General features: G+C 64.2%; 21 protein-coding genes and 1 pseudogene. 9 read left to right on the plus strand and 13 right to left on the minus strand.

The window, feature by feature from the left end; genetic code table 11:
- Positions 1–123: 123 nt before the first annotated feature.
- The 5 genes from XI03_RS28650 to XI03_RS28670 form a co-directional block, all read right to left on the minus strand.
- A complete protein-coding gene (locus XI03_RS28650; RefSeq protein ID WP_271594010.1) occupies positions 124–933 on the minus strand; it encodes a hypothetical protein in 810 nt (269 codons plus the stop codon).
- A 168-nt stretch (positions 934–1,101) separates the two neighbouring features.
- Positions 1,102–1,611 (minus strand): OsmC family protein, encoded by a 510-nt coding sequence (locus XI03_RS28655; protein WP_028139616.1) that lies wholly within the window; start codon positions 1,609–1,611, stop codon positions 1,102–1,104.
- A 54-nt stretch (positions 1,612–1,665) separates the two neighbouring features.
- Positions 1,666–2,451, minus strand: a complete 786-nt coding sequence (locus XI03_RS28660; RefSeq protein ID WP_271594011.1) for an ABC transporter ATP-binding protein — start codon at positions 2,449–2,451, stop codon at positions 1,666–1,668.
- A gap of 4 nt (positions 2,452–2,455) precedes the next feature.
- The gene (locus XI03_RS28665; protein ID WP_028139614.1) at positions 2,456–3,301 is read right to left on the minus strand and encodes an ABC transporter permease; all 846 of its coding nucleotides are present in this window, start codon (positions 3,299–3,301) and stop codon (positions 2,456–2,458) included.
- Positions 3,302–3,536: 235 nt separating this feature from the next.
- Positions 3,537–4,508: an aliphatic sulfonate ABC transporter substrate-binding protein gene (locus XI03_RS28670; protein WP_038949488.1), complete on the minus strand. Its 972-nt coding sequence runs from the start codon at positions 4,506–4,508 to the stop codon at positions 3,537–3,539.
- 188 nt (positions 4,509–4,696) lie between these two features.
- On the opposite strand from XI03_RS28670, the gene XI03_RS28675 reads away from it, so the two are divergent.
- Positions 4,697–7,486, plus strand: a complete 2,790-nt coding sequence (locus tag XI03_RS28675) for a [protein-PII] uridylyltransferase (RefSeq protein WP_038949487.1) — start codon at positions 4,697–4,699, stop codon at positions 7,484–7,486.
- Between the two features lie 135 nt (positions 7,487–7,621).
- Here XI03_RS28675 and XI03_RS28680 read toward each other — a convergent pair whose 3' ends face one another.
- Positions 7,622–8,152 carry a methylated-DNA--[protein]-cysteine S-methyltransferase gene (locus XI03_RS28680; protein WP_271594012.1) on the minus strand — a complete coding sequence of 177 codons (531 nt, stop codon included), beginning with the start codon at positions 8,150–8,152 and terminating at the stop codon, positions 7,622–7,624.
- Positions 8,153–8,191: 39 nt separating this feature from the next.
- On the opposite strand from XI03_RS28680, the gene XI03_RS28685 reads away from it, so the two are divergent.
- From XI03_RS28685 to XI03_RS28695, 3 genes are all read left to right on the plus strand, one after another.
- On the plus strand, positions 8,192–8,605 hold the full coding sequence (locus XI03_RS28685; RefSeq protein WP_271594013.1) for a DUF1304 domain-containing protein: 414 nt from the start codon (positions 8,192–8,194) through the stop codon (positions 8,603–8,605).
- Between the two features lie 162 nt (positions 8,606–8,767).
- A complete protein-coding gene (locus tag XI03_RS28690; RefSeq protein WP_038970676.1) occupies positions 8,768–10,009 on the plus strand; it encodes an ABC transporter substrate-binding protein in 1,242 nt (413 codons plus the stop codon).
- Between the two features lie 186 nt (positions 10,010–10,195).
- Positions 10,196–11,416, plus strand: a complete 1,221-nt coding sequence (locus XI03_RS28695) for an ABC transporter substrate-binding protein (RefSeq protein ID WP_028139608.1) — start codon at positions 10,196–10,198, stop codon at positions 11,414–11,416.
- Positions 11,417–11,625: 209 nt separating this feature from the next.
- On the opposite strand, the gene XI03_RS28700 is transcribed toward XI03_RS28695, so the two are convergent.
- Positions 11,626–12,051, minus strand: a complete 426-nt coding sequence (locus XI03_RS28700; protein WP_028139607.1) for a DUF1330 domain-containing protein — start codon at positions 12,049–12,051, stop codon at positions 11,626–11,628.
- 182 nt (positions 12,052–12,233) lie between these two features.
- On the opposite strand from XI03_RS28700, the gene XI03_RS28705 reads away from it, so the two are divergent.
- Together XI03_RS28705 and XI03_RS28710 are read left to right on the plus strand one after the other, a co-directional pair.
- Positions 12,234–14,447 carry a transglycosylase domain-containing protein gene (locus tag XI03_RS28705; protein WP_271594014.1) on the plus strand — a complete coding sequence of 738 codons (2,214 nt, stop codon included), beginning with the start codon at positions 12,234–12,236 and terminating at the stop codon, positions 14,445–14,447.
- Between the two features lie 279 nt (positions 14,448–14,726).
- Positions 14,727–15,381 (plus strand): annotated as a pseudogene (locus XI03_RS28710) (hypothetical protein).
- A 155-nt stretch (positions 15,382–15,536) separates the two neighbouring features.
- Here the strand turns inward: XI03_RS28710 and XI03_RS28715 are convergent.
- The 4 genes from XI03_RS28715 to XI03_RS28730 all read right to left on the minus strand — a co-directional run bounded on the left by XI03_RS28715 (position 15,537) and on the right by XI03_RS28730 (position 19,880).
- Positions 15,537–16,376, minus strand: coding sequence for a M48 family metallopeptidase (locus XI03_RS28715; protein ID WP_028139604.1), 840 nt, complete (start codon positions 16,374–16,376; stop codon positions 15,537–15,539).
- Between the two features lie 217 nt (positions 16,377–16,593).
- The gene (locus XI03_RS28720) at positions 16,594–17,922 is read right to left on the minus strand and encodes a polyhydroxyalkanoate depolymerase (protein ID WP_028139603.1); all 1,329 of its coding nucleotides are present in this window, start codon (positions 17,920–17,922) and stop codon (positions 16,594–16,596) included.
- A gap of 121 nt (positions 17,923–18,043) precedes the next feature.
- The gene (locus XI03_RS28725; RefSeq protein WP_271594015.1) at positions 18,044–18,862 is read right to left on the minus strand and encodes an ABC transporter permease; all 819 of its coding nucleotides are present in this window, start codon (positions 18,860–18,862) and stop codon (positions 18,044–18,046) included.
- Between the two features lie 214 nt (positions 18,863–19,076).
- Complete coding sequence (locus XI03_RS28730) at positions 19,077–19,880, minus strand: ABC transporter ATP-binding protein (RefSeq protein WP_212429576.1); 804 nt, start codon at positions 19,878–19,880, stop codon at positions 19,077–19,079.
- 103 nt (positions 19,881–19,983) lie between these two features.
- On the opposite strand from XI03_RS28730, the gene XI03_RS28735 reads away from it, so the two are divergent.
- Positions 19,984–21,306: an ActS/PrrB/RegB family redox-sensitive histidine kinase gene (locus XI03_RS28735; RefSeq protein WP_028139600.1), complete on the plus strand. Its 1,323-nt coding sequence runs from the start codon at positions 19,984–19,986 to the stop codon at positions 21,304–21,306.
- 103 nt (positions 21,307–21,409) lie between these two features.
- Positions 21,410–21,964, plus strand: coding sequence for an ActR/PrrA/RegA family redox response regulator transcription factor (locus XI03_RS28740; protein WP_095424935.1), 555 nt, complete (start codon positions 21,410–21,412; stop codon positions 21,962–21,964).
- Positions 21,965–22,083: 119 nt separating this feature from the next.
- On the opposite strand, the gene XI03_RS28745 is transcribed toward XI03_RS28740, so the two are convergent.
- A complete protein-coding gene (locus XI03_RS28745) occupies positions 22,084–22,575 on the minus strand; it encodes an MmcB family DNA repair protein (RefSeq protein ID WP_271594016.1) in 492 nt (163 codons plus the stop codon).
- A 299-nt stretch (positions 22,576–22,874) separates the two neighbouring features.
- Between XI03_RS28745 and XI03_RS28750 the strand changes: the two genes are divergently transcribed.
- On the plus strand, positions 22,875–24,575 hold the full coding sequence (locus XI03_RS28750; protein WP_038949475.1) for an alpha-amylase family protein: 1,701 nt from the start codon (positions 22,875–22,877) through the stop codon (positions 24,573–24,575).
- 171 nt (positions 24,576–24,746) lie between these two features.
- Here the strand turns inward: XI03_RS28750 and XI03_RS28755 are convergent, their stop codons facing one another.
- Entirely contained in the window at positions 24,747–26,345 is a 1,599-nt protein-coding gene (locus tag XI03_RS28755; RefSeq protein WP_271594017.1) for an alpha-amylase family glycosyl hydrolase, read from the minus strand.
- Positions 26,346–26,380 lie beyond the last annotated feature (35 nt).

Raw genomic sequence — 26,380 nt, forward strand, 5'->3', positions numbered from 1 at the left:
CGGCACCATTTGAAATGACGCATCTCATTCAATAGCTTGTGAAGATGTCGCGTTGCCCTCGAGCACGAGATCGACATGCCGGACACGACTTTCCGCGACACGGCGTCGCGCGTGTCCGTAGTCTCACGGCCCTTGCCGCGCGTTGCGCATCGCACGTCGGCCGATTCCCCACAGCGTCAGATTCCAGGCGACGCAGGTGCCAAGCGCGAGACACAGACCGACGGCCGAGCCGAACGACACCACTGCAACGTGCAGGACGGCGATTGCGGTGCCGAATCCGAGCAGGCCCCAGGCGGAGTTGGCGAGCACGGCCGCGGTTGGCGGGCCGCCGATGCGCGGATGCAGGATCACCATGATGCTGGAGAACACCACGGGATACAGCGCGATGATGCCGCTGATGCGGGGGCCCACCCAGCCCGAGGTCGAGACCACGATGGCGACCAGGGTCGCGACCAGTGCAGCCCGCATCGGCACGTCGTACCAGCGACGCGTGACCAGCGGCATCTTCACATGGCGATAGCCCGCCAGCAGCGGAATGCAGATGCCGAAGGCGATCAGATTGGCGGCGAGCCCGGCGGCGAGCGACCAGTCGAACTGGCGGATGATCGAGGCAAGCACGATCCAGACGGCAACCGCACTTCCACAACTCGCCGCAAGACCATGCCGCTGCGCCAGCACGACATAAATGAGGCACATGAAGATCGTCGCAGCATTGATCGGAAGGCTCGCCAGCGAGCCCTGCGCGATGAAGGCGGCATCGTGGTCGAGCGCGAGGAAGACGTAGGAGGGACCGGCCGAGATCGGCAGGGTCGCGACCAGCGCACCGATCACTGGACCCGCGCGCTCGGTGATGATCGAGGCCGTCACGACGAACGCCGCCGCGATCGCCATGCGCAGGAGAAGAAAGAGGAGGAAGTGGAGATCGGGGGACATTCTGTCTGTCATTCCGGGGCGCGCGAAGCGCAAGCCCGGAATCCATAGCCACAGGCCGTACTGGTTTGAGAGCTGGAGCAACGACCGTGCGAAATCACGACGGCCTGGGGTTATGGGTTCCCGCCTCCGCGGGAACGACACCATCCGTGGAGTAGCGGCTTTCGCCCCTCACATCCGCTGCATCGACACCGAAACCTTCGGGCCGTTCTTGATGGTCTGGTAGACCACGCAATAGCGCTCGGTCAGCTTGAGCAGGAGGTCTAGCTTGTCCTGCGGCGCCGATGTGTCGACCTCGAAGCGCAGACGGATCTCGGCGAAGCCGACCGGGGTCTCCTTGTCGACGCCGAGCGTGCCGCGGAAATCGAGATCACCCTCGGCATAGACGTTGCCGGTCTTGAGCGGCACCTCGATCGCAGTCGCGACCGACTTCAACGTGACCCCGGCACAGGCGACGAGCGCCTCAAGCAACATGTCCCCGGAGCAAAGCTCGAGGCCGGAACCGCCGGTCGCCGGATGCAGGCCGGCAAGCGCGATGGCGCGGCCGGTCTCGACCTTGCAGGCGATGCCTTCGCTGTCGGTGGAGCCCTTGGCCTTCAGCGTGATCAGCGCGGTCTTGGGATCGGTCTTGTAGCGCTCCTTGATCGGAGCCTGCATCTGGCGCAGCTCTGCAGCGTCCATTTTCGTTCTCTCCCGGAAAATTGCCCCTCGATGTACCGGTTCAGAGCGAAATTGTCACCACCACATGGCCTGACCGGGACCCTGGGTTGCGTCACGGTCGGGCACATTGCGGTCGAGCGAACGGTCGAGTGACGTCAGCACACTTCGCTTGAAATTCTCGAACAGCGACGAATTGCGGTCGCGTGGGCGGCCGAGATTGATCTCGATCTGGTCGAACAACCGGCCCGGCCGCGGCCGCATCACCAGCACGCGGTCGGCCAGCACCACGGCCTCGTCGACGTCGTGTGTGACGAGGATGAGCGTCGGCCGCGTGTCCGCCCAGAGGTCGAGCAGATGATCCTGGAGATCCCTGCGGGTGAAAGCATCGAGCGCGGAGAACGGCTCGTCCAGCAGCAGCACCTCCGGCTGCGGCACCAGCGCGCGTGCGATCGCAACCCGCTGCGCCTGTCCGCCGGAGAGCTCGCGCGGCCAAGCCTGCGCCTTTTCCGCCAGCCCGACGCGTTCGAGCGCACGCGCGACCTTCTCGCGCCGCTGCGCCGCGGACAAATCGGCAAGGCCGAAGCCGATATTGTCGGCGACGCTGAGCCAGGGCAGCAGCCGCGGCTCCTGGAAGATGATGCCGATCTTGGCATGCGGCGAGACGATCGCCTCATTGTCGAGCGTCACCGTGCCAGCGCTGGCGCGATCGAGGCCGGCGATGGCGCGCAGCAGCGTGGACTTGCCACATCCGGAGCCGCCGATGATGGCGATGATCTCGCCCAGCCTGATTTCGGCGGAGAAGCGCGAAAGCGCCTGTACGCCGTTGGGATAGGTCTTGCTGACCCGGTCGAGCGCCAGCATTGCCTCAAGCTCCCTTCGCGCGCCCGAAGGCATCCTGCCAGCGCAGGAAAGGTGCGGCCGCAACCTCGATCAGCCAATCGGTGAGCTTTCCCAGGATGGCGAAGATCACGATGGCGGCGAGGATCTGCGCGGGCTTGCCGAGCTGCTGGCCGTCGAGCAGGAGATAGCCGAGCCCTTCGGAGGCACCGATCAGCTCGGCCGCGACCACGAACATCCAGCCGAGGCCGAGACCGACGCGCAGGGAAACCACATAGGCCGGCAGCACCGCCGGCAGCAGGATGCGGCGGATCATGGCGAAGCCCGAGAGGCGAAAGGTCCGGCCGACCTCCACGATCTTGCGATCCACCGAGAGGATCGCGCCCATCACGCCGAGATAGACTGGAAAGAACACCCCGACCGCGATCAGCGCGACCTTCGAGGTCTCGAAGATACCGAGCCAGAGGATAAACAGCGGCACCCAGGCGAGCGACGGAATCGCGCGCAGCGCCTGCACGGTCGGATCGAGCAGCCGGCGCGCCAGCGACCAGTAGCCGGAGACGGCCCCCAGCAACGTGCCTGCGATCACACCGAAGGCGAAGCCGAGCCCGACGCGCCACAGCGTTGCGGTGATGTGGCGGACCAGCTCGCCGGAGCGGGCGAGCTCGGCGAGGGTGGCAAAAACGCGCGAAGGCGGCGGCACCAGCCGTCCGTTCGACCAGCCGAGCCACACCACGAGCTCCCAGCCGAGCGCAAGCGCGACCGGCAGCAGCAGCCCCAGCACCGGCCGTGCATAACGCGCGGCGCGCGAGGGCGCAGCAGCGCTCTCGGCCGGTTCCGAAGTCTGTTGCAAGGCTGGCGCGTCGGAGATCATGGCCGGTAGGAAGCGCGTCTTGTGTGGGATTGCAAGGGCGCGCGGCAATCTCGATTGTCGCCCCGGACAAGCGAAGCGCAGATCCGGGGTCCATAACCACAGGAAGGCATGGTTACGGGGACTCGGAGTGGCCGCCTGCGCGCGGCAGCCACTCCCCGTGGTTATGGGTCCCGGGCTCGCTTCGCGCCCCGGGACGACGGCGGGGTGTGGTGCGCGCTTGCCTCTTCCCTGCCGATCAGTTCGTCGGCAGCGGGACCTGGTCGTCGATCAGGGCGTCGAGCGTCGCCTTCACGTCGACCTTTGCATCGACGACGCCCGCCTGCTGCAAAGCGAGGCCGGCGGCGAGGATCGACTCGCGCTGGGCTGCGCCGATGCGGCTGTGGGTGAGCTCGGTGCGCTCCTTGAGCTGCTTGTCGACGACGGCCTCGGGGAGTTTTGTGACCGCGATGAAGGTCTTCTTCAGCTCGTCGTAATTGGCCAGCGAATATTTGCGCGCCTCCTCATACACCGCGAGGACGCGGCGGGCAGCGTCGGGATGGTCCTTCAAAAACTGCTCGCGCACATTGAGGATGCCCCAAGTGTTGGCGTCGGCCTTGCGGTAGAACAGCTTTGCGCCCTCCTCGACCTCGGCCTGCGCCATCATCGGATCGAGGCCGGCCCAGGCATCGACGTCGCCGCGGATCAGTGCGGTCTTGCCGTCGGCATGCTGGAGCAGCACCGGGGTGATGTCCTTTTCGGTGAGGCCCGCCCCTAACAGCGCGCGCACCAGGAAGATGTGCGGATCGGTGCCGCGCGTCACCGCGACGCGCTTGCCCTTGAGGTCTGCGACGCCGGCAATCTTGGAATCCTTTGATGTCACCAGCGCCGTCCACTCAGGGCGCGAATAGACATAGATCGACTTGATCGGGTTGCCGTTGATGCGGGCGACCAGCGCCGCCGAACCCGCGGTCGAGCCGAAATCGATCGAGCCGGCATTGAGGAATTCGAGCGCCTTGTTGGAGCCGGCCGACTGCACCCAGGTGACGGTGATGCCGTCCTTGGCGAACTCCTTCTCCAGGAGCCCCTTCTGCTTCAGAACCATCGACACCGGATTGTAAGTCGCCCAGTCGATGCGGATTTCCTTGAGCGGATCGGCCGCCTTGGCCGCGGGGGTCATTGCGAGCGCAACAGCTCCCGCCAGCAGAATGCGTCGTGTAATTCCGGTCATACCCAGCCTCCTCCAAAACTTCATTGTTTTTCAATGAGTTATATCTAGAGGTCAACGAGAAAATCCGCCCCTTGAAAGCGCGCCGGCCGAGAACAGATTTGCCCAAAGCCGCAGCTTTCCAGCATGGAACGACTATTGCCAGAGAATGGCGGGTGACAGCGCCTGTCACCTCTTATATCCGGTGAGACATGGACAGCGTCGCGACTGAGCACAAGGCCGAGGTGGACGATCGTTTCGACACTGCGCGGATCACCGCCGCGGTCGATGCGCTTGCCGAAAAGCACCAGGGGCGCGAGGACGCGTTCCGCACGGCCATGGCGCAATTGCTCAAGGCCGAGCTGATCGCGGCACGCGCCGCGGCACAGGAAATCCTCCTGAAGGACCGCCACGGGAGGCGCTGCGCCGAGCGGCTGTGTCACGTGCAGGACGAGATCATCCGCATCCTGTATTCGGCCGCGACCCGCCATCTCTACCGCTCGCCGATCCCGAGCGGCGCCGAGCGCATGGCGGTGGTCGCGACCGGCGGCTACGGCCGCGGCCTGATGGCGCCCGAATCCGACATCGATCTGTTGTTCATCCTGCCCTACAAGCAGACCGCCTGGGGCGAGCAGGTCGCCGAAGCCATTCTCTATTGCCTCTGGGACATGGGGCTGAAGGTCGGCCACGCCACGCGATCGGTGGACGAGTCGATCCGGCAGGCGCGCGGCGACATGACCATCCGCACCGCGATCCTGGAAACGCGCTTCCTCACCGGCGACAAGCCGCTCTATGAGGAGCTGGTCGAGCGCTTCGACAAGGAAGTCGTGCAGGGCACCGCGTCCGAATTCGTCACCGCCAAGCTCGCCGAGCGCGAGGAGCGCCATCGCCGCGGCGGTCAGTCGCGCTACCTGGTCGAGCCCAACGTCAAGGACGGCAAGGGCGCACTTCGCGACCTGCACACGCTGTTCTGGATCGCCAAATACGTCTACCGCGTCCGCGACACCGGCGAGCTGGTCGAGCGCGGCGTGTTCGATGCGCAGGAATACCGCAGCTTCCGCCGCTGCGCCGATTTCCTCTGGTCGGTGCGTTGCAATCTGCACTTCTACTCCGGCCGCGCCGAGGAGCGTCTCTCCTTCGACCTCCAGCGCGAGATCGCGGTGCGGCTCGGCTACACCTCGCATCCCGGCATGCAGGATGTCGAGCGCTTCATGAAGCACTACTTCCTGGTCGCCAAGGAAGTCGGCAACCTCACCGCCATCCTCTGCGCCAAGCTCGAGGACCAGCAGGCCAAGCCCGCGCCGGTCTTGAGCCGGATGATGGCGCGGCTGCGGCCGACCGCGGCGAAGCGGCGCGTCCCCGACAGCGACGACTTCATCGTCGACAACAACCGTATCAACGTCGCCGCGCCCGACGTGTTCAAGCACGATCCGGTCAATCTGATCCGGATCTTCCGTCTCGCGCAGAAGAACAACCTCGCCTTCCATCCGGATGCGATGCGCGACGTGACGCGGTCGCTCGGCCTGATCAACGCGCAGATGCGCGAGAATCCCGAGGCCAACCGGCTGTTCATGGAGATCCTGACCTCCGACAACGCCGAGATCGTGCTGCGGCGGATGAACGAGACCGGCGTGCTCGGCCAGTTCATCCGTGCCTTCGGCAAGATCGTCTCGATGATGCAGTTCAACATGTATCATCACTACACCGTCGACGAGCACCTGATCCGCTGCATCGGCTTCCTCCAGGACATCGAGCGCGGTGGCATCGAGGAGTTCACCCTCGCCAGCGACCTGATGCGCAAATCCCGGCCCGAGCACCGGTCGGTGATCTACATCGCAACACTGCTGCACGACGTCGCCAAGGGCCGGCCGGAGGACCACTCGATCGCCGGCGCCAAGGTAGCGCGGCGGCTGTGTCCGCGGCTAGGGTTCAGCCCGGCCGACACCGAGCTCATCGCCTGGCTGATCGAGGAGCATCTGACGATGTCCACGGTCGCGCAGTCGCGCGACCTCTCCGACCGCAAGACCATCGAGAATTTCGCCGCCGTGGTGCAGTCGGTCGAGCAGATGAAGCTGCTGACGATCCTGACCACCGCCGACATCCGCGGCGTCGGTCCCGGCGTGTGGAACGGCTGGAAGGCGCAGCTCTTGCGTTCACTGTATTACGAGACCGAGCCGGTGCTGACCGGCGGCTTCTCGGAAGTCGACCGAGGCAAGCGCCTCACCGCCGCCTACGCCGAATTCCGAAATGCCTTCGCCGAATGGCCGGCGGAGGAACTCGATGCCTATATCGGCCGGCACTATCCGGCCTACTGGCTCAAGGTCGAACTGCCGCGAAAAATTCGGCACGCCCGCTTCGTTCGCTCCAGCGAACAGGCCGGCCACAAGCTCGCGATCAATGTCGGTTTCGACGAGGTGCGCGGCGTCACCGAGCTGACGATCTTCGCGGCAGACCATCCCTGGCTGCTGTCGATCATCGCCGGCGCCTGCGCTTCGGCCGGCGCCAACATCGTCGACGCCCAGATCTACACCACGACCGACGGCCGCGCGCTCGATACCATCTCGATCTCTCGGGAATACGACCGCGACGAGGACGAGGGACGGCGCGCCACCCGCATCGGCGAGATGATCGAGGACGTGCTGGAAGGCAAGCTGCGCCTGCCCGAAGTGGTGGCGCGGCGCACCGTACGCAGCAAGGCGCGGCCCTTCGTGATCGAGCCTGAGGTGACCATCAACAACCAATGGTCCGACCGCTACACCGTGATCGAGGTGTCCGGCCTCGACCGGCCCGGCCTGCTCTACGAGCTGACCACCGCGATCTCGAAGCTCAACCTCAACATCGCCTCAGCCCATGTCGCGACCTTCGGCGAGCGCGCCCGCGACGTGTTCTACGTCACCGACCTCCTGGGCGCGCAGATCAGCGCGCCGACCCGGCAGGCCGCGATCAAGAGCGCGCTGACCCATGTGATGGCCGGCGACAAGGCGGTCCAGCCGGCGGCGTGAAGAGCGTTCGCGCACCTCCGCTCTCTTTCATTCCGGGGCGCCGCGCAGCGGCGAGCCCGGAATCCATCGAGCCACCGGTGACGCGGAGAAATGGATTCCGGGCTCGCGCTTCGCGCGCCCCGGAATGACAGGTGACTAAACCTCCACCCCTTCATGCCGCAGCAGCCAGCGTTTGCGCGCGAGCCCGCCGCCGTATTTCACCAGCGAGCCATCGGCGCCGATCAGCCGATGGCAGGGCAGCACCACGCTGATCGGATTGGAGCCGTTGGCGTGGCCGACGGCTCTAATGGCTTTTGGCAAATCGATCCTAGCGGCCAGCGCGCCGTAGCTCATCGTGGTGCCGGCGGGGATGTGAGCCAGCGCGTTCCAGACCTTCTGCTGGAACGGCGTGCCGGCGATACGCCATGCGATGGCCGAGAGCTGACTGAGATCGCCTTCGAAGTAACCGGACAGCGCCGTCCGCATGGATGCAGGCGCAGGCCGATCACTGAGATCGACTGCACCGTAGTGCAAGCGTAAGAGCTCGCGCATGCGATGCTCATAGTCTTCCCAGTCCAGTGCGCGTAGCGCACCCTCGGCATCGGTGACGAGCAAAGCAATCCCGATCGGCGTCGTCAGGCGATCGAGGCCGAAGCTTGCAGACGGTTTGGTTGATCGCCCGGGCATGGTGGCACCATTGCATCAGAAACATGCATCGCGTTTGACATGCCGGCCGTGCTATCGTCCACCCGAAAGCTGACGCTGGGGGAGCTCAACTTGATCCTGATCGTCAATATCCTGGTGGCGCTGGTCGCCGCACTGCACGTCTTCTTCCTGATCCTGGAGATGTTCCTCTGGGACAAGCCGCAGGGCTTGAAGGTGTTTCGCAACACGCCGGAGAAGGCCGAGATCACGAAGGTGCTGGCCGCCAATCAGGGCCTCTATAACGGCTTCCTCGCCGCCGGCCTGATCTGGGGTCTCGTCCACGGCAACCCGGCCTTCGCATTCCAGATCAAGGCGTTCTTCCTGCTTTGCGTGATCGTGGCCGGCGCCTATGGCGCTGCGACCGTCAGCAGCCGCATCCTGATGGTGCAGGCCCTTCCGGCGGCGGTCGCGCTGGTTGCGTTGTTCCTGACCTGAGGCGCCTGACCCGGGACTCCCTGGCCTGAGACGCTACGGCGCAGCGCTGCGATCCTTGCGCGGCGGCGAAGCTTCCTCCACAATCTTCGGCAGCGATGGCGACCGTTGCAATCAACGAGAAAAGACCATCGGCCGAAAATTCCGTCAGGAGGAACAACCAATATGACCAATCGCAGAGCTTTCTTAGCTGCCACGACAGCGCTCGCCTTCGCGTTCTCCGCGAACCAGGCCTTCGTAAGCCAAGCCTTCGCCCAGAAGAAATACGACACGGGGGCGACCGACACCGAGATCAAGATCGGCCAGACCGTGCCGTTCTCCGGCGCCTACTCGGTCTACGCCAATATCGGCAAGACCCAGGCCGCCTACTTCAAGATGATCAACGATCAGGGCGGCATCAACGGCCGCAAGATCAATCTGATCCAGTATGACGACGCCTATTCGCCGCCGAAGACGGTGGAGCAGGTGCGCAAGCTCGTCGAGGGCGACGAGGTGCTGTTCACCTTCCAGCTCATCGGCACCGCCGCCAACGCCGCCGTGCAAAAATATCTCAACGGCAAGAAGGTGCCGCAGTTGCTGGCCTCGACCGGCGCGGCCCGCTTCAACGATCCCCAGAACTATCCCTGGACCATCGCCTACAATCCCAACTACGTGTCCGAGGGACGCATCTACGCCAAATACATTCTCAAGGAGCATCCGAACGCCAAGATCGGCGTGCTCTACCAGAACGACGACATGGGCCGCGACTATCTTGCGGGCCTCAAGAGCGGCCTCGGCGACAAGGCCGCCAGCATGATCGTCGGCGAGGTCTCCTACGAGGTCACCGACCCGACGGTCGATTCCCAGGTGGTCAAGCTGAAGTCGATGGGCGTCGACGTGTTCTTCGATGCCTCGACGCCGAAATTCGCGGCACAGGCGATCAAGAAGCTCGCCGACCTCGGCTGGACGCCGGTGCACATCCTCGACATCAATGCGAGCCCGATCTCGGCGACGCTGAAGCCGGCCGGCCTCGACATCTCCAAGGGCATCATCTCGACCCAGTACGGCAAGGAGCCCAGCGATCCCCAGTGGAAGGACGATCCCGGCGTGAAGGCCTTCTTCGCCTTCATGGACAAGTATTTCCCGGAAGGCGACAAGCTCAACACCGTCAACACCTACGCCTATTCGGTGGCGGAGCTGCTGGTGCAGGTCCTGAAGCAATGCGGCGACGATCTGACGCGTGAGAACATCATGAAGCAGGTCGCCAACATCAAGGACTTCACGCCGAGCTTCGCGCTGCCCGGCATCAAGATCAACACCGGACCGAACGACTTCCGCGTCAACAAGCAGATGCAGATGATGAAGTTCAACGGCGAACGCTGGGAGCTGTTCGGACCGATCATCGAGGACACGGGACCGTCGGGCTAGTCCCGATCTCGTAAGGTGGGTTACGCCCAGCGGACTGCGCTTCGCGCAGTCCGCAAGGCTATCCCACCCTACGAACGCCCACCTTGCGTCGCAACAATCGTTCCTCCACACTTGCCCTCAGCGATGGCATCGGACGCGTCCTGCGGCCGGCAGATCATCGGCAAAAACAAACTGAGGGAATTGCGAATGAGGAATGGAAAGCTGCATCTGGCCACGGCGCTTGCTCTGGCGCTGTCGATTTCAGCGGCCAATGCCCAGAAGAAATATGATCCGGGCGCCAGCGACACCGAGATCAAGGTCGGACAGACCATGCCGTTCTCGGGGCCGGCGTCGGCCTATTCGTCGATCGGCAAGACGCAGGCCGCCTATTTCAAGATGATCAACGACCAGGGCGGCGTGAACGGCCGCAAGATCAATTTGATCCAGTATGACGACGCCTATTCGCCACCGAAAGCCGTGGAGCAGATCCGCAAGCTGGTCGAGAGCGACGAGGTGTTGCTGACCTTCCAGATCATCGGCACGCCCGTGAACGCGGCCGTGCAGAAATATCTCAACGCCAAGAAGGTGCCGCAGCTGTTCGCGGCGACCGGGGCCTCGAGGTTCACTGATCCCAAGAACTTTCCGTGGACCATGGGCTTCAATCCCAATTACTTCGTCGAGGGCCGCATCTACGGCCAGTACATTCTGAAGGAGCATCCGAACGCCAAGGTGGGCGTGCTCTATCAGAACGACGACCTCGGCAAGGACTATCTGAACGGCATCAAGGCCGGCCTCGGTGACAAGGCCGCCAAGATGATCGTGACGGAAGCCTCCTACGAGGTGTCCGATCCCACCGTCGATTCGCAGGTCCTCAAGATCAAGGATGCCGGCGCCGACCTGTTCTTCAGTGCGACGACGCCGAAGCAGGCCGCGCAGGCCATCAAGAAGATCGCCGAAATGGGCTGGCATCCGGTCCAGATCGTCGACATCAACGCCACCTCGGTCGGCGCGGTGCTGAAACCCGCAGGCCTTGACGCCGCCAAGGGTCTGATCAGCGTCAACTACGGTAAGGAACCGCTCGATCCGACCTGGAAGGATGACCCCGGCATGAAGAAGTATTTCGACTTCATGGCGAAGTACTATCCGGATGGCGACAAGGATTCGAACTTCAACACCTACGGCTACAGCACCGCGCAGCTGCTGGTGCACGTGCTGCAGCAGTGCGGCGACAACCTGACGCGCGAGAACGTCATGAAGCAGGCGGCGTCACTGAAGGACGTCGCCAGCGACACTGCGCTGCCCGGCATCAAGGCCAACACGTCGCCTACCGACTACCGCGTCAACAAGCAGCTTCAGATGATGAAGTTCAACGGCGAGCGCTGGGAGCTGTTCGGCCCGATCCTGGAGGACGCGGGCCCGGCGGGTTAGGAAGAATTCTGAAATGCAATCGGCGGCCTGCGGGCCGCCGATCTTTTGGAGCGATCCCCGTCACCCCTTAGGAGGTGGCCGCTTCTTCAGCGGCCCTCGATGGGCGACGGCCCGCTGGTGGCCGCACATCCTTCGAGGCTCCCGGCGCGATGCTTTGCATCGCGCCACTCGCACTCAGGATGACGGAGGGAGATCACCGATTTGGCGGCCTACTCCGGTATCTCTCCAAAATTCTTCCCGATCCGCAGCACGGCGTGCCGGATCAGCCGTGAGTCCTCGACGGCGGCCTGGCGGTGCTTCACAGCCTCGCGGTAGACGGGATCGCGGATCATCTCGACGAAGGCTCCGACATCAGGATATTCGGCGATGAAGCAATGGTCCCAGCGCTCCTCCTGCGGACCGATCAGCATCAGCTCGAACTTGCCCTGCCAGATGATGCGGCCGCCGAGGCGTTCGAACACCGGGCCGCTCTCGCGGCCATAGGCCGCGTAGGCTTCGGCGCCGCTCGCCTTGCGGCCGTCCGGGTAGGCCGCCTCCTTGCGCAGGCGCACCAGGTTGAGCATGTGGATCGGACCCGGGCGGTCATTGTCCCGGAATTGCGCGAAGATCTCCTTGGTCGGATCGATATGGCCCATTTGGGTTTCCTCTGCGTGTTTCCTCGTGTTTTATGCCGGCGATCCTAGCTCCGTCATCCAATCAGCGGAACTGCGGCGGGGGAATGCCGCACCTCCTAATCGCGCGTTAAGGTCTGGGTAACCGGGCCTTAAACAGCGACCGCTAGCGTGCGGCGGGGCGGGCTGACCGGGCGTTTTTGCGTATGGCGTGGGGAAAGAAAAAGGGTGGGCGGAAGGAGCCGCTGTTCGGCTTGCCCGCGGCGCTCGCCGATCTGCGCCTGACCGCGGCGGATCGCATTCCTGGCGGCGACGACAAGCCGAAGAAATCGATGAAATCATCCGCCAAGCGCAAGGGCGAGGATTCCGGCGACGAGCCGCCGCGCGAGCGGAAGGCGCCAGCCAGCCGCAGCGGCGCCAAGCGGCGCACTAAGTCACGTATTGGCGCCAGCATCGGCCGCCTGGTCTATTGGGGCGCGGTGCTCGGCCTGTGGGGCGCGATCGCTGTGATCGGCGTCGTGATCTATGTCGGCGCCCATCTGCCGCCGATCCAGTCGCTGGAGATTCCCAAGCGGCCGCCAACGATCCAGATCGTCGGCATCGACGGCAGCATGCTGGCGCAACGCGGCGAGATGGCCGGCGCCAATGTCTCGCTGAAGGATTTGCCGCCGTATTTGCCGAAGGCTTTCATCGCCATCGAGGACCGCCGCTTCTACTCGCATTTCGGCATCGACCCGATCGGCATCCTGCGCGCCCTCGTCACCAACGTCATGCATCGCGGCGTCTCGCAGGGCGGCTCGACGCTGACGCAGCAGCTCGCCAAGAACCTGTTCCTGACCCAGGAGCGCACCATGCAGCGCAAGCTGCAGGAGGTGGAGCTCGCGATCTGGCTCGAGCGCAAGCACTCCAAGAACGAGATCCTGGAGCTCTATCTCAACCGCGTCTATTTCGGCTCGGGCGCCTATGGCGTCGAGGCCGCCGCGCAGAAATATTTCGGCAAGTCGGCGAAGAACGTCACGGTCGCCGAGGCCGCAATGCTGGCCGGGCTCGTCAAATCGCCCTCGCGCCTCGCGCCGAACCGCAACCCCGAAGGCGCTGAGGCGCGCGCGCAAATCGTGCTTGCGGCGATGGCGGACGCAAAGTTCATCACGGATGCGCAGGCGCAGGCCTCGATCGGCCATCCCTCCTACAATGTGAAACCGGTCGGCGCCGGCACGGTCAATTACGTTGCCGACTGGATCGGCGAGGTGCTGGACGATCTGGTCGGCCAGATCGACGAGAGCATCAAGGTCGAGACCACGATCGATCCAAAGCTGCAGAGCGTGGCGGAAGCCGCCATCATCGACGAGCTCGCGGCCAAGAGCGTGAAGTTCAATGTCAGCCAGGGCGCGCTGGTGGCGATGACACCTGATGGCGCGGTGCGCGCCATGGTGGGCGGGCGGAACTATTCCGAGAGCCAGTACAACCGCGCTGTGACCGCCAGACGCCAGCCGGGCTCCTCGTTCAAGCCGTTCGTGTACCTGACCGCGCTCGAGCAGGGCCTGACGCCTGATACGATGCGACAGGACGCGCCGATCGAGGTCAAGGGCTGGCGACCTGAGAACTACACCCATGAATATTTCGGCGCGGTGACGCTGACGCAGGCGCTGGCGATGTCGCTCAATACCGTCGCCATCCGTCTCGGCCTCGAGGTCGGACCGAAGAACGTGGTGCGCACCGCGCACCGGCTCGGCATCTCCTCCAAGCTCGAGCCAAACGCCTCGATCGCGCTCGGCACCTCCGAAGTCTCGGTGGTCGAGCTGGTCGGCGCCTATGCGCCCTTCGCCAATGGCGGTCTCGCGGTGGCACCGCATGTCGTCACGCGGATCAAGACGCTGGGCGGCAAGCTGCTCTACATGCGCCAGCCTGAGGAGCGCAATCAGGTCATCGACCCCCGCTATGTCGGGATGATGAACGCGATGATGCGCGAGACGCTGATATCAGGCACCGCCAAGAAGGCCGAGATCCCCGGCTGGCCCGCGGCCGGCAAGACCGGCACCAGCCAGGATTACCGCGACGCCTGGTTCATCGGCTACACCGCGAGCCTCGTCACGGGTGTCTGGCTCGGCAATGACGACAACTCGCCGACCAAGAAGGCGACCGGCGGCGGCCTGCCGGTGGAAGTGTGGTCGCGCTTCATGAAGGCGGCGCACGAAGGCGTGCCGGTCGCGGCATTGCCAAGCACACAAGGTGGCTGGGGCCTGTCGAACCTCGCGCAGGCGGCCTCGCAGGTGTCGCCGCCGACAGCGGCGGCGCCCGGGCCGGCACCCGCAAGCAATGGCGGCTATCGTCCACCGCCGACGCGCGCCAATGCGCGGCCGGAAGCGGCGGCGGGGCTCGACGGCTGGCTGATGGACCGGCTGTTCGGCGGAAACCGATAGGCTCGGGCTGAGGTCTCCATGACCTCAAAACAAAAACTGCGAAAACAACCCCATGCACAGTAGCCGAAGATAACGAAATCAACGGCTTGCGGAGGCAGCCCAGACGCCTGAAGCACGTGCTTGGAAATCAGCGGCATCGCTTCGGCAAGTCCTGCCCAGCGCGGCAAAATTCGCCGCGCCACCGGAACTCGTCTAAAGCAAAAACTCCAATCCCTTCAAGCTCCCGTCAGCGGCCCGGGATTTGCTCTCATAAGTTGAGCGAGTGTCTGGGAGCGTTCCATGATTTCAAATCTATCCAGCGCGGCGCTGCCGCATCTGCGGCCCGCATCAGCATCCACTTCAAATGCGACGTCGGGTCTTCAGGCGGTGGCACCGGATGCGACCGACGCGGCAACCAGCGGCTTCCGGATCGACCTCTCGCAGGTCAAGCCGCTGTCAGGCGCCAAGGTCATATCGGCCGCGGATGATCCCGTCCTGCATGACCTCATGGCAACGCATTGGCTGATCGCGCACGAGACGAATGCACCTCAGTCGGTCGTCGCGGACAATGCGCCGGAGAATACCTACGCGCAGGTGAAAGTGGACGGCAAGGTGGTGGCCACGCTGTACAACGGCGGATCCTCGGCCATGACCAACCTGGCGGGCGCGAAGATCGGCAAGCTGGAAGATCCTCCCGGCATGAGCGGACCTGGCGCAGTGGCGCGCCGACAATTACGCCAGGCTGCTTGGCGGCACCGTCGAAAAGGCGCCTACCGCGATCACGCAATCGCAATGGACACCGCGTGAAAGCAGTTCCACGACCTACAGCCGCGAGCAACTCGACGCTGCGTTCCAGGCGATGCTGGCCGAGGGCCAGAAGGCCAGCGCGCAGCAGCAGTCGGCCTATCTGGCGTCAGGCGCGCAAGCGGGGACGAGTGCGGATTTCAGTGCGTGAGCGGAGTCTGAAGCCGGCTCATTCTCAACTGTCATTCCCCGCGAAGGCGGGGAATCCAGTATTCCAGAGACATCGAGATTCATAACGACTGCCGCGGCTTACTGGGTCGCCCGGTCGAGCCGGGCGACGACAGCGACGGTTAGGCGACAGCGCCCCTAATCCTCGACCCCATACCGGTGCAGATCGTTGCCGTAGGTGTCGAGCCACTTCTTGGCGCGCTCCATCGACGGGCAGACTTTTCCGCACACGCGCCAGAACCGCGCCGAGTGGTTCATCTCGACGAGATGGGCGACCTCGTGCGCGGCGAGGTAGTCGAGCACGAAGGGCGGCGCGAGGATCAGGCGCCAGGAGAACGACAGCGAGCCGGCCGAGGTGCAGGAACCCCAGCGGCTGGACTGATCGCGGATCGACAGGCGCTTGACCCTGACGCCGAGCTCGGCGGCGTAAGCCTCCGCCGAACGCTGGAGGTCGCGGCGCGCCTCGCGCTTGAGGAAGTCGCTGACGCGGCGATCGACATGCTCGAGCCCGCCGGCGACGCAGAGAATGCGTTCGCCGCTATCGCGCGTCTCAGTCCACACCGTGCCGCGCGTGCCAGCGCGATGAACGATGCGATGCGACGTGCCGCGGAGCGGTATCACCGTGCCCGGCTGGAACGGCGCGGCCTTCGGCAAGCGACCGAGGCGCGCCGCGATCCACGCACCGTGGCGCTGCGCAAAGTCTTTTGCCTCGGCCAGCGTGCCGCGCGGCGGCATGGTGAGGATGGCTTCGCGATCGCTCGGATGAATTCTCAGGGTGTAACGGCGCGCGCGGCGGTGCCGGCGCAATCGGATGGCAAAATATTGCGATCCATGGGTGATCAGGACGGTCTTGGGTTCGTGGGGCCGCCGATAGAGGAGAGCGCGAGTGGCCATGTCTGTCAGTCCGGGGGGCAGGAGGGCGCCCGGATTTTGCCATAACCGCCGCCAGGGAAAGCGCTCGGCGCAAAAACAAATCATTTGCCCAATATACAGCGGTCTGACGTCCGGGAGACCCTACAGACTGGGGTTGGAACCGTCTTTTTTCGCCCCCGCTGGACGCATGCGGCACCCCCAAGGGGTGAGGGAAGACTCACTCCTATAAGGCTACCTAAATACCGCGAATCTGGAGAGAACCAGGCCCGGCCGGAGCCTCCGGCGGGGCCTGGATTTTCGACGGGAAAGCCGAAAACGAAGGTTATTCGGCCGCCAGAGCCTGCAATGAACTCGGATTCGCAGCTGAGACCATGAAGTCATGGATTCGCGGAACGATTTCCGACTTGAAGCGCGAGCCGTTGAACACGCCGTAATGTCCGACGCCCTTCTGGACGTAATGAACGCGGCGATGATCGGGGATCGAGCTGCACAATGTGTGCGTCGCTTCGGTCTGACCGAGACCCGAGATGTCGTCGTTCTCGCCTTCGACCGTCATCAACGCCACGCGCGTGACCTTGGAGGGGTCCACGCGTGTTCCGCGATGGGTCATCTCGCCCTTCGGCAGCGAGTGCTTCACGAACACGGTGTCGACCGTCTGCAGGTAATACTCGGCGGAGAGGTCCATCACCGCGAGATATTCGTCATAGAACTCGCGATGCTTGTCGACGAGGTCGCCGTCGCCCTTCACCAGATGGGCAAAGAGCTGCTTGTGGGCGTCCATGTGGCGGTCGAGATTCATGCTGATGAAGCCGTTGAGCTGCAAAAATCCCGGATAGACGTCGCGCATCATGCCGGGATGCGGGAACGGCACCTTGGTGATGACGTGGTTGCGGAACCAGTCGATGCCGCGCTCCTGGGCGAGATTGTTCACCGCCGTCGGGTTGCGACGGGTGTCGATCGGGCCGCCCATCAGCGTCATAGAGGTCGGCACGAAGGGATCGCGCCGCGCTTCCATGATCGAGACGGCGGCGACCACGGGCACGGAGGGCTGGCACACCGCCATGACATGGGTGTTGCCGCCGAGGACGTGCAGCATCTCGATGACGTAATCGATGTAGTCGTCGAGATCGAAGCGGCCATCGCTGAGCGGCACCATGCGGGCATCGGCCCAATCGGTGATGTAGACCTCATGCGCGGGCAGGAAGGCCTCGACCGTGCCGCGCAGCAGCGTCGCGTAATGCCCGGACATCGGCGCCACGATCAGCACGCGCGGCTGCGGGCTGCGCAGCGGACGAGCGAACTTGCGATCGAAGTAGAGCAGCCGGCAGAACGGCTTTTCCCAGACCGAGCGGATCTCGACGGGGACGCGGATGCCGTTGACCTCGGTGTCGTTGAGGCCCCATTCCGGCTTGCCGTAGCGGCGCGTGGTGCGCTCGAACAATTCGCAGGCCGCGGCGACCGACTTGCCGACCTCGGTGCGCGCCCAGGGATTGAGAGGATTCTGGAACAGCAGCTTGGTCGCGTCAGTGACCGCACGTGCCGGATTGAGAGAGGCGTGCGCCATCTCGTACATCCAGTACATCGGCGTCGTCAGGACCGGACTGCCTTCTGCAGCCAGGGGCGGTGCGCCGCCGAACTCACCAATAGGCATCGCTATATCCCTCTTCGCATCGCAGCATACTGCCGAATGCGCAATATTGCGTCAATGCATGGTTCCGTACATCTACGGAGCCGAAGCGGCTAAACCAGCCTGAATCCACGGGAAAGTGACGTTATTCACCGCCCGACAGCAGCGAGCCGTGCCGTTTGGCGCTGCGCAAAAGGGCAAGGAATGCTGCAAAAGATGCAACCAGAAAGACGGCGTTGATGGCCAGCGCCTCCAGCATCAGGTCGGCACGGAAGGTGTTTTCGATCAGCAGCGCGCGCATCCCCTCGAAGGCATAGGTCGGCGGCAACGCCCAAGCGACGTATTGCAGCCAGACCGGCAACACGCTGACGGGATAGTAGACGCAGGCGAGCGGCAGGATCGCGAACATCAGGGTCCAGACGATGCTCTCGGCGCCGAGGCCGTTTCGCAGCACCAGACCCGACACGAAGATGCCGACCGACCAGCTCGTGAAGATCAGATTGCAGAAGAATGCGATCAAGGGCAGGCCCAGGGCATAGACATTGAAGTGAAACATGAACAGGGCGAGCAAGGTCATCGGAATGATCCCGATCGCAAGCCGGATCAGGCTCATGACCATCAGCGACAGCAGAAACTCGATCGGCCTCAAGGGGCTCATCATGAGGTTGCCGATGTTGCGCGCCCACATCTCCTCCAGGAACGAGATGGAGAAGCCGAGCTGCCCGCGGAACAGGATATCCCAGAGGATGACGGCGCCGATCAGCGTGCCGCCGGCGCGCGCGAAGAAATTGGAATTCTCGGCGATGTAATACTGGATGAAACCCCAGGTGATGACCTGCAGCGCCGGCCAGTACAGCAATTCGAGCAGCCGCGGCCAGGACGACAGCAGGAGGTACCAGTAGCGCAGGATCATCGCGCCGATGCGATGGACGGAGATGCCGCGGTGGAGGGGGATGTCGGTCATCGCGCGATAACCTGGCCCGGATGGGATCTGTCATCCCGGGGCGCGACATCGTCGCGAGCCCGGGATCCATAACCACGAAACTCAATTTGGCGAAGACTCGGAGTGACCCGTCTCGCCTCGCAACCGCCGCCTGTGATTATGGATTCCGGGCTCGCGCTCCGCGCGCCCCGGAATGACAGACCTCCATCCGGGCTACGAATACGGGTACGACCGCTCACCTTGCCGCCTCCTTCGCGCCGTTCACCCGGCCGCGCGCGACGTCCAGAAACACCTCCTCCAGCGTGGTGCGATTGTAGCGCGCCATGATCGCCTCAGGCGTATCGTCGTCCTCGATGCGACCGCGCTTCATGATGATGACGCGGTCGCAGAGCCGCTCGACCTCGAGCATGTTGTGCGAAGCCAAAAGGATGGTGGCGTTGTTGTCCTTGCGATAACGCTCCAGGTGCGCCCGCACCCAGTCGGCGGTATCCGGATCGAGCGAGGCGGTCGGCTCGTCCAGCAGCAGCAGCTCGGGCCGGTTGATCAGCGCTTTGGCGAGCGCGACGCGGGTCTTCTGCCCGGCCGACAGCTTGCCGTTGGCGCGGTCGATGAATTCGGTGAGATCGAGATCGTCCGCGAGCTCGGCGATGCGGCCGGCGAGGTTCTTCACCGCATAGAGCATGCCGAACACGGTGAGATTCTGCCGCACCGTGAGCCGCATCGGCATGTCGACATAGGGGCTCTCGAAATTCATCCGCCCCAGCACGGCAGCGCTCTCCTCGGGCATCCGATGTCCGAGCACCTGCACGCGGCCGGAGGTCGGCAGCACAAGGCCCATGATCATCGCGATGGTCGTGGTCTTGCCGGCGCCGTTGCCGCCCAGAAGTCCGGTGATGCTGCCACGCGGCAACGAAAAGGAGATGTCGTCGACCGCTCGGGTCTGCTTATAGATTTTGACGAGATGCTCGACCGCGATCGCCGCGGACGAGCTGCGCTCCGCGACAGTCGGCCGACTTGAAGCCTTGTCATTCTCGGTCATGCTGGTCGTTCTTCTGCTATTGCAGCGGATAGCGCAAGGCTTGTAATCCGGTGGTTCCGCGAGCCCAGCGTTTGTGATCTGGAAGGCACCCCCATTGGCCGATATGACTGAAATTGCTGCTTCCGACTTTCGCCACGCGCAGCGGCATATCCGCCTGGACACGATCCTGCGGCTGCGTTGGCTGGCGGTGCTGGGCCAGCTCGCCGCGATCTTCATCGTGGCGCAGGGGTTGGAATTCAACGTCGAGATCGTCCCCTGTGTCAGCATCATCGCCTTGTCGGCCGCGCTCAATCTGGCGCTCCAGACCGTGTCCAATCCGCTGCAGCGGCTGGAGCCGATGCAGGCGGCCGGACTGCTCGCGCTGAACATCGTGGAGCTGGCCGGTCTGCTGTACTTCACCGGCGGACTGCAGAACCCGTTCTCGTTCCTCTTCCTCGCGCCGGTGCTGATCTCGGCCACGGCGCTGCCGGCGCGATTCACGTTCGGTCTCGGCGTGCTGGCCGTGGCCTGCGCCTCGGTCCTGTTCTTCTTCCATTTGCCGCTGCCCTGGGATTCCGACGATCCCCTGGTGCTGCCGCCGATCTATCTCGTCGGCGTCTGGCTCTCGATCGTGCTCGCGATCGGCGTCACCAGCCTCTACTCGTTCCAGGTGACCGAGGAGGCGCGCAAGCTCGCGGACGCGCTGGCCGCGACCGAGCTGGTGCTGACGCGCGAGCAGCACCTGACCCAGCTCGACGGGCTCGCCGCTGCGGCCGCACACGAGCTCGGCACGCCCCTCGCGACGATCTTTTTGATCTCGCGCGAGCTGGAAAAGACGGTGAAGGACGCCAGCTTTGCCGCCGACCTGAAGACGCTGCGCGAGCAGACCCAGCGCTGCCGCGACATCTTGAGCAAGATTACCCAGCTCTCCTCCACCGGCGCGCCGTTCGACCGCATGAAGCTGTCGGAGCTGATCGAGGAGGTGGTGGCCCCGCACCGCGATTTCGGCGTCGAGATCAAGGTGCGGATCGCGGTCGCCGCCGTGTCCGAGCCGGTCGGCTCGCGCAATCCGGCGATCCTCTACGGCGTCGGCAACATCGTCGAGAACGCGGTCGATTTCGCCCATACCACCGTCGAGGTGAACGCGTGGTGGAACAAGGACACGATCGAGCTTCTGATCTCCGACGACGGCCCCGGCATTCCGCCCGACATCCTGAACCGGATCGGCGAGCCCTATCTGTCGCGGCGACGAACCACGGATGAGGGCAGCGGTGAGCGACGCGGTCTCGGATTGGGCGTGTTCATCGCGCGCACGTTGCTGGAACGCACCGGCGCCAAGGTCTCGTTTACCAACCGGATCTTTCCGGAACACGGCGCGGTGGTGCAGATCACATGGCCGCGACAGCGTTTTGAGGCTATCGAGAGCCTCGAAGAAACAATAGGATAGGCCGCGACCTTGCGTCGCACAACAGGGCCGATCGACTATCGGCGGCCTTGGCACCGCCCGATTGCGAGGCCATATGTAGTCGCGTTGGAGAGAGGACAAAACCTTGAACGCCATCGCCGAACTGAACGAACAGACCGACCGCTCGCTGCTCATCGTGGAGGACGACAAGCCGTTCCTGGAGCGGTTGTCGCGCGCCATGGAGACGCGCGGCTTCTCGGTGACGTCATGCGACACCGTCTCGGATGGTCTTGCGCAGATCGGCAAGGCAGCGCCGGCATTCGCCGTGGTGGACTTGCGGCTCGGCGACGGCAACGGCCTTGACGTGGTCTCGGCGCTGAAGAAGAAGCGCCCGGATGCGCGCGCGATCGTGCTGACCGGCTATGGCAACATCGCCACCGCCGTCACCGCGGTGAAGATGGGCGCGATCGATTATCTCTCCAAGCCGGCGGATGCCGACGACGTCGTCGCGGCGCTGCTGTCGACCAGCGCGGAGAAATCCGAGCTGCCGACCAACCCGATGTCCGCCGACCGCGTACGCTGGGAGCACATCCAGCGCATCTACGAGATGTGCAACCGCAACGTCTCGGAAACGGCACGGCGGCTCAACATGCACCGACGTACCTTGCAGCGCATTCTCGCCAAGCGCGCGCCAAGGTAGCGGTCTCGTAGGGTGGGCAAAGGCGCGCAAGCGCCGTGCCCACGCTCTGTTTGCGTTGGATAGAGATCGTGGGCACGCTTCGCTTTGCCCACCCTACGGCACCGATGTTTGCGGCGCCGCTACTCCCAAGAATCCGCATGCCCTTGCGGGTCGACCAGCCGGTTGATCCGAAGCGCCGCCGCCATTCCAAACCGCACCGTCATCTGCTTGCGCGTGGCGGCTGCGAGCTTGTGCTCGGGCGCTTCGCAATGCAGGTGCGCGCCATAGGCGTCGGCGATGATCAGGCCGGTGCCTTCCGGAAAGATCTCGCACGGCAGGTCCTGAGTGAAGGCGAAGAACAGCCGGTCGCAATGGGCGCGGTACTCGTGCCATTTCTGGTCGGCGCGCAGATCCTCCACCGACGATTTGATCTCGACGATCCAGATCTCGCCGCGCTCGTTCAGCGCCACGAGATCGGCGCGCCGGCCCGAGGGCAGCGGCAATTCGCTGATGCAGGTAAAGCCGAGCGAACGCAGCAGCCGCGCGGTGCCGCGCGCGACCGCGAGCGCCGTCTCCGACTGGCGGCGATCAGGCGGCGGCACGAGGGCGATGTTGCGGGCGGGATTGTCCATGGGGGGAGGATAGCCGATTCCGTAGAACTGCACACTGCTCGATGGAGCCTAAGCGCAGCCTCGATCTCCGCCGTCGTCCCCGCGAAAGCGGGACCCATAACCACAGGGAGTTGTTGTAGGGCGCTCAGGTAACTCCGAGTCATCGCAAGACTGCTCCCTGTGGTTATGGGTCCCGGATCGGCGCTCCGCTTCGCTGCGCTTGTCCGGGACGACACCGAGGATGAAACACGGAACCTCCCCTCCCCCACGCACTTATCACGCAGCCGCCGCACCTCGGCGGAACCACCGAGGCTGCGCGGATGATCGACGATCTCTGGTACAAGAACGGCGTGATCTACTGCCTTTCCGTCGGCTCCTATATGGACGCCAACGGTGACGGCGTCGGCGACTTCAAGGGCCTGCTCCGCCGGCTCGACTATCTGCATGGCCTCGGCATCACCACGATCTGGCTGATGCCGTTCCAGACCTCGCCCGGCCGCGACGACGGCTACGACATCGCCGACTATTACAGCGTGGATGCGCGTTACGGCACGCTCGGCGATTTCGTCGAGTTCGCTCATGGCTGCAAGCAGCGCGGCATCCGCATCATCATCGACCTCGTCGTCAACCACACCTCGGATCAGCATCACTGGTTCAAGGAGGCGCGGCGCGACAAGAACTCGCCCTACCGCGACTGGTATGTGTGGTCCGACAAGAAGCCGGCCGGTGCCGACAAGGGCATGGTGTTTCCCGGCGTGCAGAAAACGACCTGGACGCGCGACAAGGAAGCGGGCGCGTATTACTTCCACCGCTTCTACGATTTCCAGCCCGACCTCAACACCTCGAACCCGCATGTGCAGGCGGAGATCCTGAAGATCATGGGGTTCTGGATCCAGCTCGGCGTCTCCGGCTTCCGCATGGACGCCGTGCCCTTCGTGATCGCAACCAAGGGTGCGAAGGTGAAGAAGCCGGTCGAGCAGTACGACATGCTGCGCGCATTCCGCGAATTCCTGCAATGGCGGCAGGGCGACGCCATCATCCTCGCCGAAGCCAATGTGCTGCCGAAGACGGACATGGAATATTTCGGCCGCGACGCCGACCGCATGCACATGATGTTCAACTTCCACGTCAACCAGCACCTGTTCTATGCGCTGGCATCCGCAGATTCGCGGCCGCTGGCGAAGGCGTTGAAGGCGACCAAGCCGCGGCCGGCGACCGCGCAATGGGGCCTGTTCCTGCGCAATCACGACGAGCTCGACCTGGGGCGGCTGACCAAGGCGCAGCGCGACTCCGTGTTCAGGAATTTCGGTCCCGACAAGGACATGCAGCTCTACGACCGCGGCATCAGGCGGCGCCTCGCGCCGATGCTGGGCGGCGATCGCCGGCGGCTCGAACTCGCCTACAGCCTGATGTGCACGCTGCCCGGAACGCCCGTGATCCGCTATGGCGACGAGATCGCGATGGGCGACGATCTCTCACTGCCGGAACGCAATTGCGCGCGCACGCCGATGCAATGGTCGACCGAGCCGCATGGCGGCTTCACCAAGAGCAACAAGCCGGCCTGCCCTGTGATCGACAAGGGGCCTTACGGCTATCCCCACGTCAACGTCGCCAAGCAGCGGCGCGATCCCAACTCCATGCTGAACTGGACCGAGCGCATCGTCCGTATGCGCAAGGAGGTGCCTGAAATCGGCTGGGGCGACTTCACGATCATTCCGGTGCGCGATCCCGCCGTGTTCATCATGCGCTACGACTGGCGCAACAATTCGGTGCTGTTCGTGCATAATCTCGACGAGAAGCCGCGCGAGATCGCGTTCTCGGCCGGGCTGCCGGACGAAGCCGGCGCGCACCTGATCAATCTGCTCGCGGAGGACCACAGCCACGCCGACAAGCGCGGCCAGCACCGGATCGTGCTGGAGCCGTATGGCTATCGCTGGTACCGCGTCGGCGGGCTGGATTATCTGCTGAAGCGGAGCGATATCGACGGGGATACGGTGAGAGGGAAGAAGCATCCGGGGTAGTGCCCGACTGTAACTGCACACCCCACTGTCGTCCCCGCGCACGCGGGGACCCATAACCACAGGAAGGAGTTTGTGGCGAGCGGGCAACTCCGAATCGTCGCCAAACCACTCCCTGTGGTTATGGATCCCGGATCTGCGCTCCGCTTCGCTGCGCTTGTCCGGGACGACATCTCACGGCGGGGCCACCACCACCCCCTCATTGCCGCGCAGATCCAGCACGCCTTCGATCCGCTCGTCCTCGCGATCCAAAAACGTTGACAGCAGTATGCTGCTGCCGAAACGGATCGCGCTGGTGGTCACCGCGACCGGATCGGGGCCGAGATTGAGCGCCACGATCACCGCCTGCCCCTCGGCCTCGCGGCGATAGATCAGGAGATCGCCTTGCGCCGCGATCGGATGATAATCGCCGGCGACCAGCGGCCGACTGCTCTTCCGCAGGGTGATCAGGCGTCTGTAGAGGCTGAGGATCGAGCGCGCATCGGCTTCGAGATTGACGACATTGTCGCGCACATAGTGCGCCGGCAGCGGCAGCCACGGCCGCGCCGCCGAGAAGCCGGCGAATTCGGTCGCATCCCACTGCATCGGCGTGCGGCAGCCGTCGCGGCCGACACCGATGCCGGGCACGTTCTTTTCGAAGGGGTCGCGCACGTCCTCCGGCGCGATCGCCACTTGATGCATGCCGATCTCGTCGCCGTAATAGAGCGTCGGCGTGCCGCGCAGCGTCAGCAGCAGCATGGCGGCGACACGGGCCTGCTCGGGACCCACGCGGCTTGCGACGCGCGGGCGATCGTGATTGCCGAGCACCCAGTTCGGCCAGGCGCCGCGCGGCAGCGCCTTCTCGTAATCCTCGATGATTGTCTCGATCGAGCGCGCGCTCCAGAAGGTCAAGAGCAGCGCGAAATTGAACGGCATCTGCGCGCCGGTGAGGTCGTTGCCGTAATAGGCCATGAGACGGTGCAGCGGCAGATAGATCTCGCCGATCAGCACGCGGGCTTCGAATTCATCGGTGACGCGCCGCATCTCGGCGATCACGTCATGCACCTCCGGCTGGTCGGTGGAGTATTGCGTCATGATCCTTTCGTTCGGCGGCCGGCCCTCGACGTAATGCGGATTGGGCGGGTTGTCGCGGAATTCGGCATCCTTGATCAGGTGCCAGATCACGTCGACGCGAAAGCCGTCGACGCCCTTGTCGAGCCAGAACCGCATCACGTCGTAGATCGCGGCGCGGACGTCCGGATTGCGCCAGTTCAGGTCCGGCTGCTGGGCGAGGAAGGCATGGTAGTAATATTGCCCCGTGGTCTCATCGAACTGCCACGCGCTGCCGCCGAACTCGGACAGCCAGTTGTTCGGCACCCCGCCGTCGGGTGCCGGATCGCGCCAGATGTACCAGTCTCGCTTGGGATTGTCGCGCGAGGCGCGGCTCTCGACGAACCAGGGATGCTGATCGGAGGTGTGGTTCGGCACGAGGTCGAGGATCAGCTTCAGGCCGTTGTCGTGGGCGGCCGTGATCAGCGCATCGAAATCGGCCATCGTGCCGAACAGCGGCTCGATGCCGGTATAGTCGGAGATGTCGTAGCCGAAATCCTCCATCGGCGAGGGAAAGATCGGCGACAGCCAGATCGCATCGACACCGAGCGATTTGACGTAAGGCAACCGCTGCAAAATGCCGGCGAGATCGCCGACGCCGTCACCATCTGAGTCCTGAAAGGAGCGCGGGTAGATCTGATAGAAGATGCCGTCGCGCCACCAGTTGCTATCGCTCTGAGCCATGCTGGAGAACCCATCCATAAATCTGCGCCTCGGGC

It is taken from the genome of Bradyrhizobium sp. CCBAU 65884 (assembly GCF_028128835.1).
Taxonomy (GTDB): Bacteria; Pseudomonadota; Alphaproteobacteria; order Rhizobiales; family Xanthobacteraceae; genus Bradyrhizobium; species Bradyrhizobium ottawaense.

Bases quoted from the DNA above. Each gene is read 5' to 3' on its own strand.
- XI03_RS28745 (WP_271594016.1), bottom strand. From the start codon at position 22,575: ATGGACAATCCCGCCCGCAACATCGCCCTCGTGCCGCCGCCTGATCGC.
- XI03_RS28660 (WP_271594011.1), bottom strand. From the start codon at position 2,451: ATGCTGGCGCTCGACCGGGTCAGCAAGACCTATCCCAACGGCGTACAG.
- XI03_RS28695 (WP_028139608.1), top strand. From the start codon at position 10,196: ATGAGGAATGGAAAGCTGCATCTGGCCACGGCGCTTGCTCTGGCGCTG.
- XI03_RS28680 (WP_271594012.1), bottom strand. From the start codon at position 8,152: ATGCCCGGGCGATCAACCAAACCGTCTGCAAGCTTCGGCCTCGATCGC.
- XI03_RS28730 (WP_212429576.1), bottom strand. From the start codon at position 19,880: ATGACCGAGAATGACAAGGCTTCAAGTCGGCCGACTGTCGCGGAGCGC.
- XI03_RS28750 (WP_038949475.1), top strand. From the start codon at position 22,875: ATGATCGACGATCTCTGGTACAAGAACGGCGTGATCTACTGCCTTTCC.
- XI03_RS28720 (WP_028139603.1), bottom strand. From the start codon at position 17,922: ATGCCTATTGGTGAGTTCGGCGGCGCACCGCCCCTGGCTGCAGAAGGC.
- XI03_RS28665 (WP_028139614.1), bottom strand. From the start codon at position 3,301: ATGATCTCCGACGCGCCAGCCTTGCAACAGACTTCGGAACCGGCCGAG.
- XI03_RS28690 (WP_038970676.1), top strand. From the start codon at position 8,768: ATGACCAATCGCAGAGCTTTCTTAGCTGCCACGACAGCGCTCGCCTTC.
- XI03_RS28685 (WP_271594013.1), top strand. From the start codon at position 8,192: ATGCCGGCCGTGCTATCGTCCACCCGAAAGCTGACGCTGGGGGAGCTC.
- XI03_RS28705 (WP_271594014.1), top strand. From the start codon at position 12,234: ATGGCGTGGGGAAAGAAAAAGGGTGGGCGGAAGGAGCCGCTGTTCGGC.
- XI03_RS28715 (WP_028139604.1), bottom strand. From the start codon at position 16,376: ATGATTTGTTTTTGCGCCGAGCGCTTTCCCTGGCGGCGGTTATGGCAA.
- XI03_RS28655 (WP_028139616.1), bottom strand. From the start codon at position 1,611: ATGGACGCTGCAGAGCTGCGCCAGATGCAGGCTCCGATCAAGGAGCGC.
- XI03_RS28675 (WP_038949487.1), top strand. From the start codon at position 4,697: ATGGACAGCGTCGCGACTGAGCACAAGGCCGAGGTGGACGATCGTTTC.
- XI03_RS28650 (WP_271594010.1), bottom strand. From the start codon at position 933: ATGTCCCCCGATCTCCACTTCCTCCTCTTTCTTCTCCTGCGCATGGCG.
- XI03_RS28670 (WP_038949488.1), bottom strand. From the start codon at position 4,508: ATGACCGGAATTACACGACGCATTCTGCTGGCGGGAGCTGTTGCGCTC.
- XI03_RS28735 (WP_028139600.1), top strand. From the start codon at position 19,984: ATGACTGAAATTGCTGCTTCCGACTTTCGCCACGCGCAGCGGCATATC.
- XI03_RS28725 (WP_271594015.1), bottom strand. From the start codon at position 18,862: ATGACCGACATCCCCCTCCACCGCGGCATCTCCGTCCATCGCATCGGC.
- XI03_RS28700 (WP_028139607.1), bottom strand. From the start codon at position 12,051: ATGGGCCATATCGATCCGACCAAGGAGATCTTCGCGCAATTCCGGGAC.
- XI03_RS28755 (WP_271594017.1), bottom strand. From the start codon at position 26,345: ATGGCTCAGAGCGATAGCAACTGGTGGCGCGACGGCATCTTCTATCAG.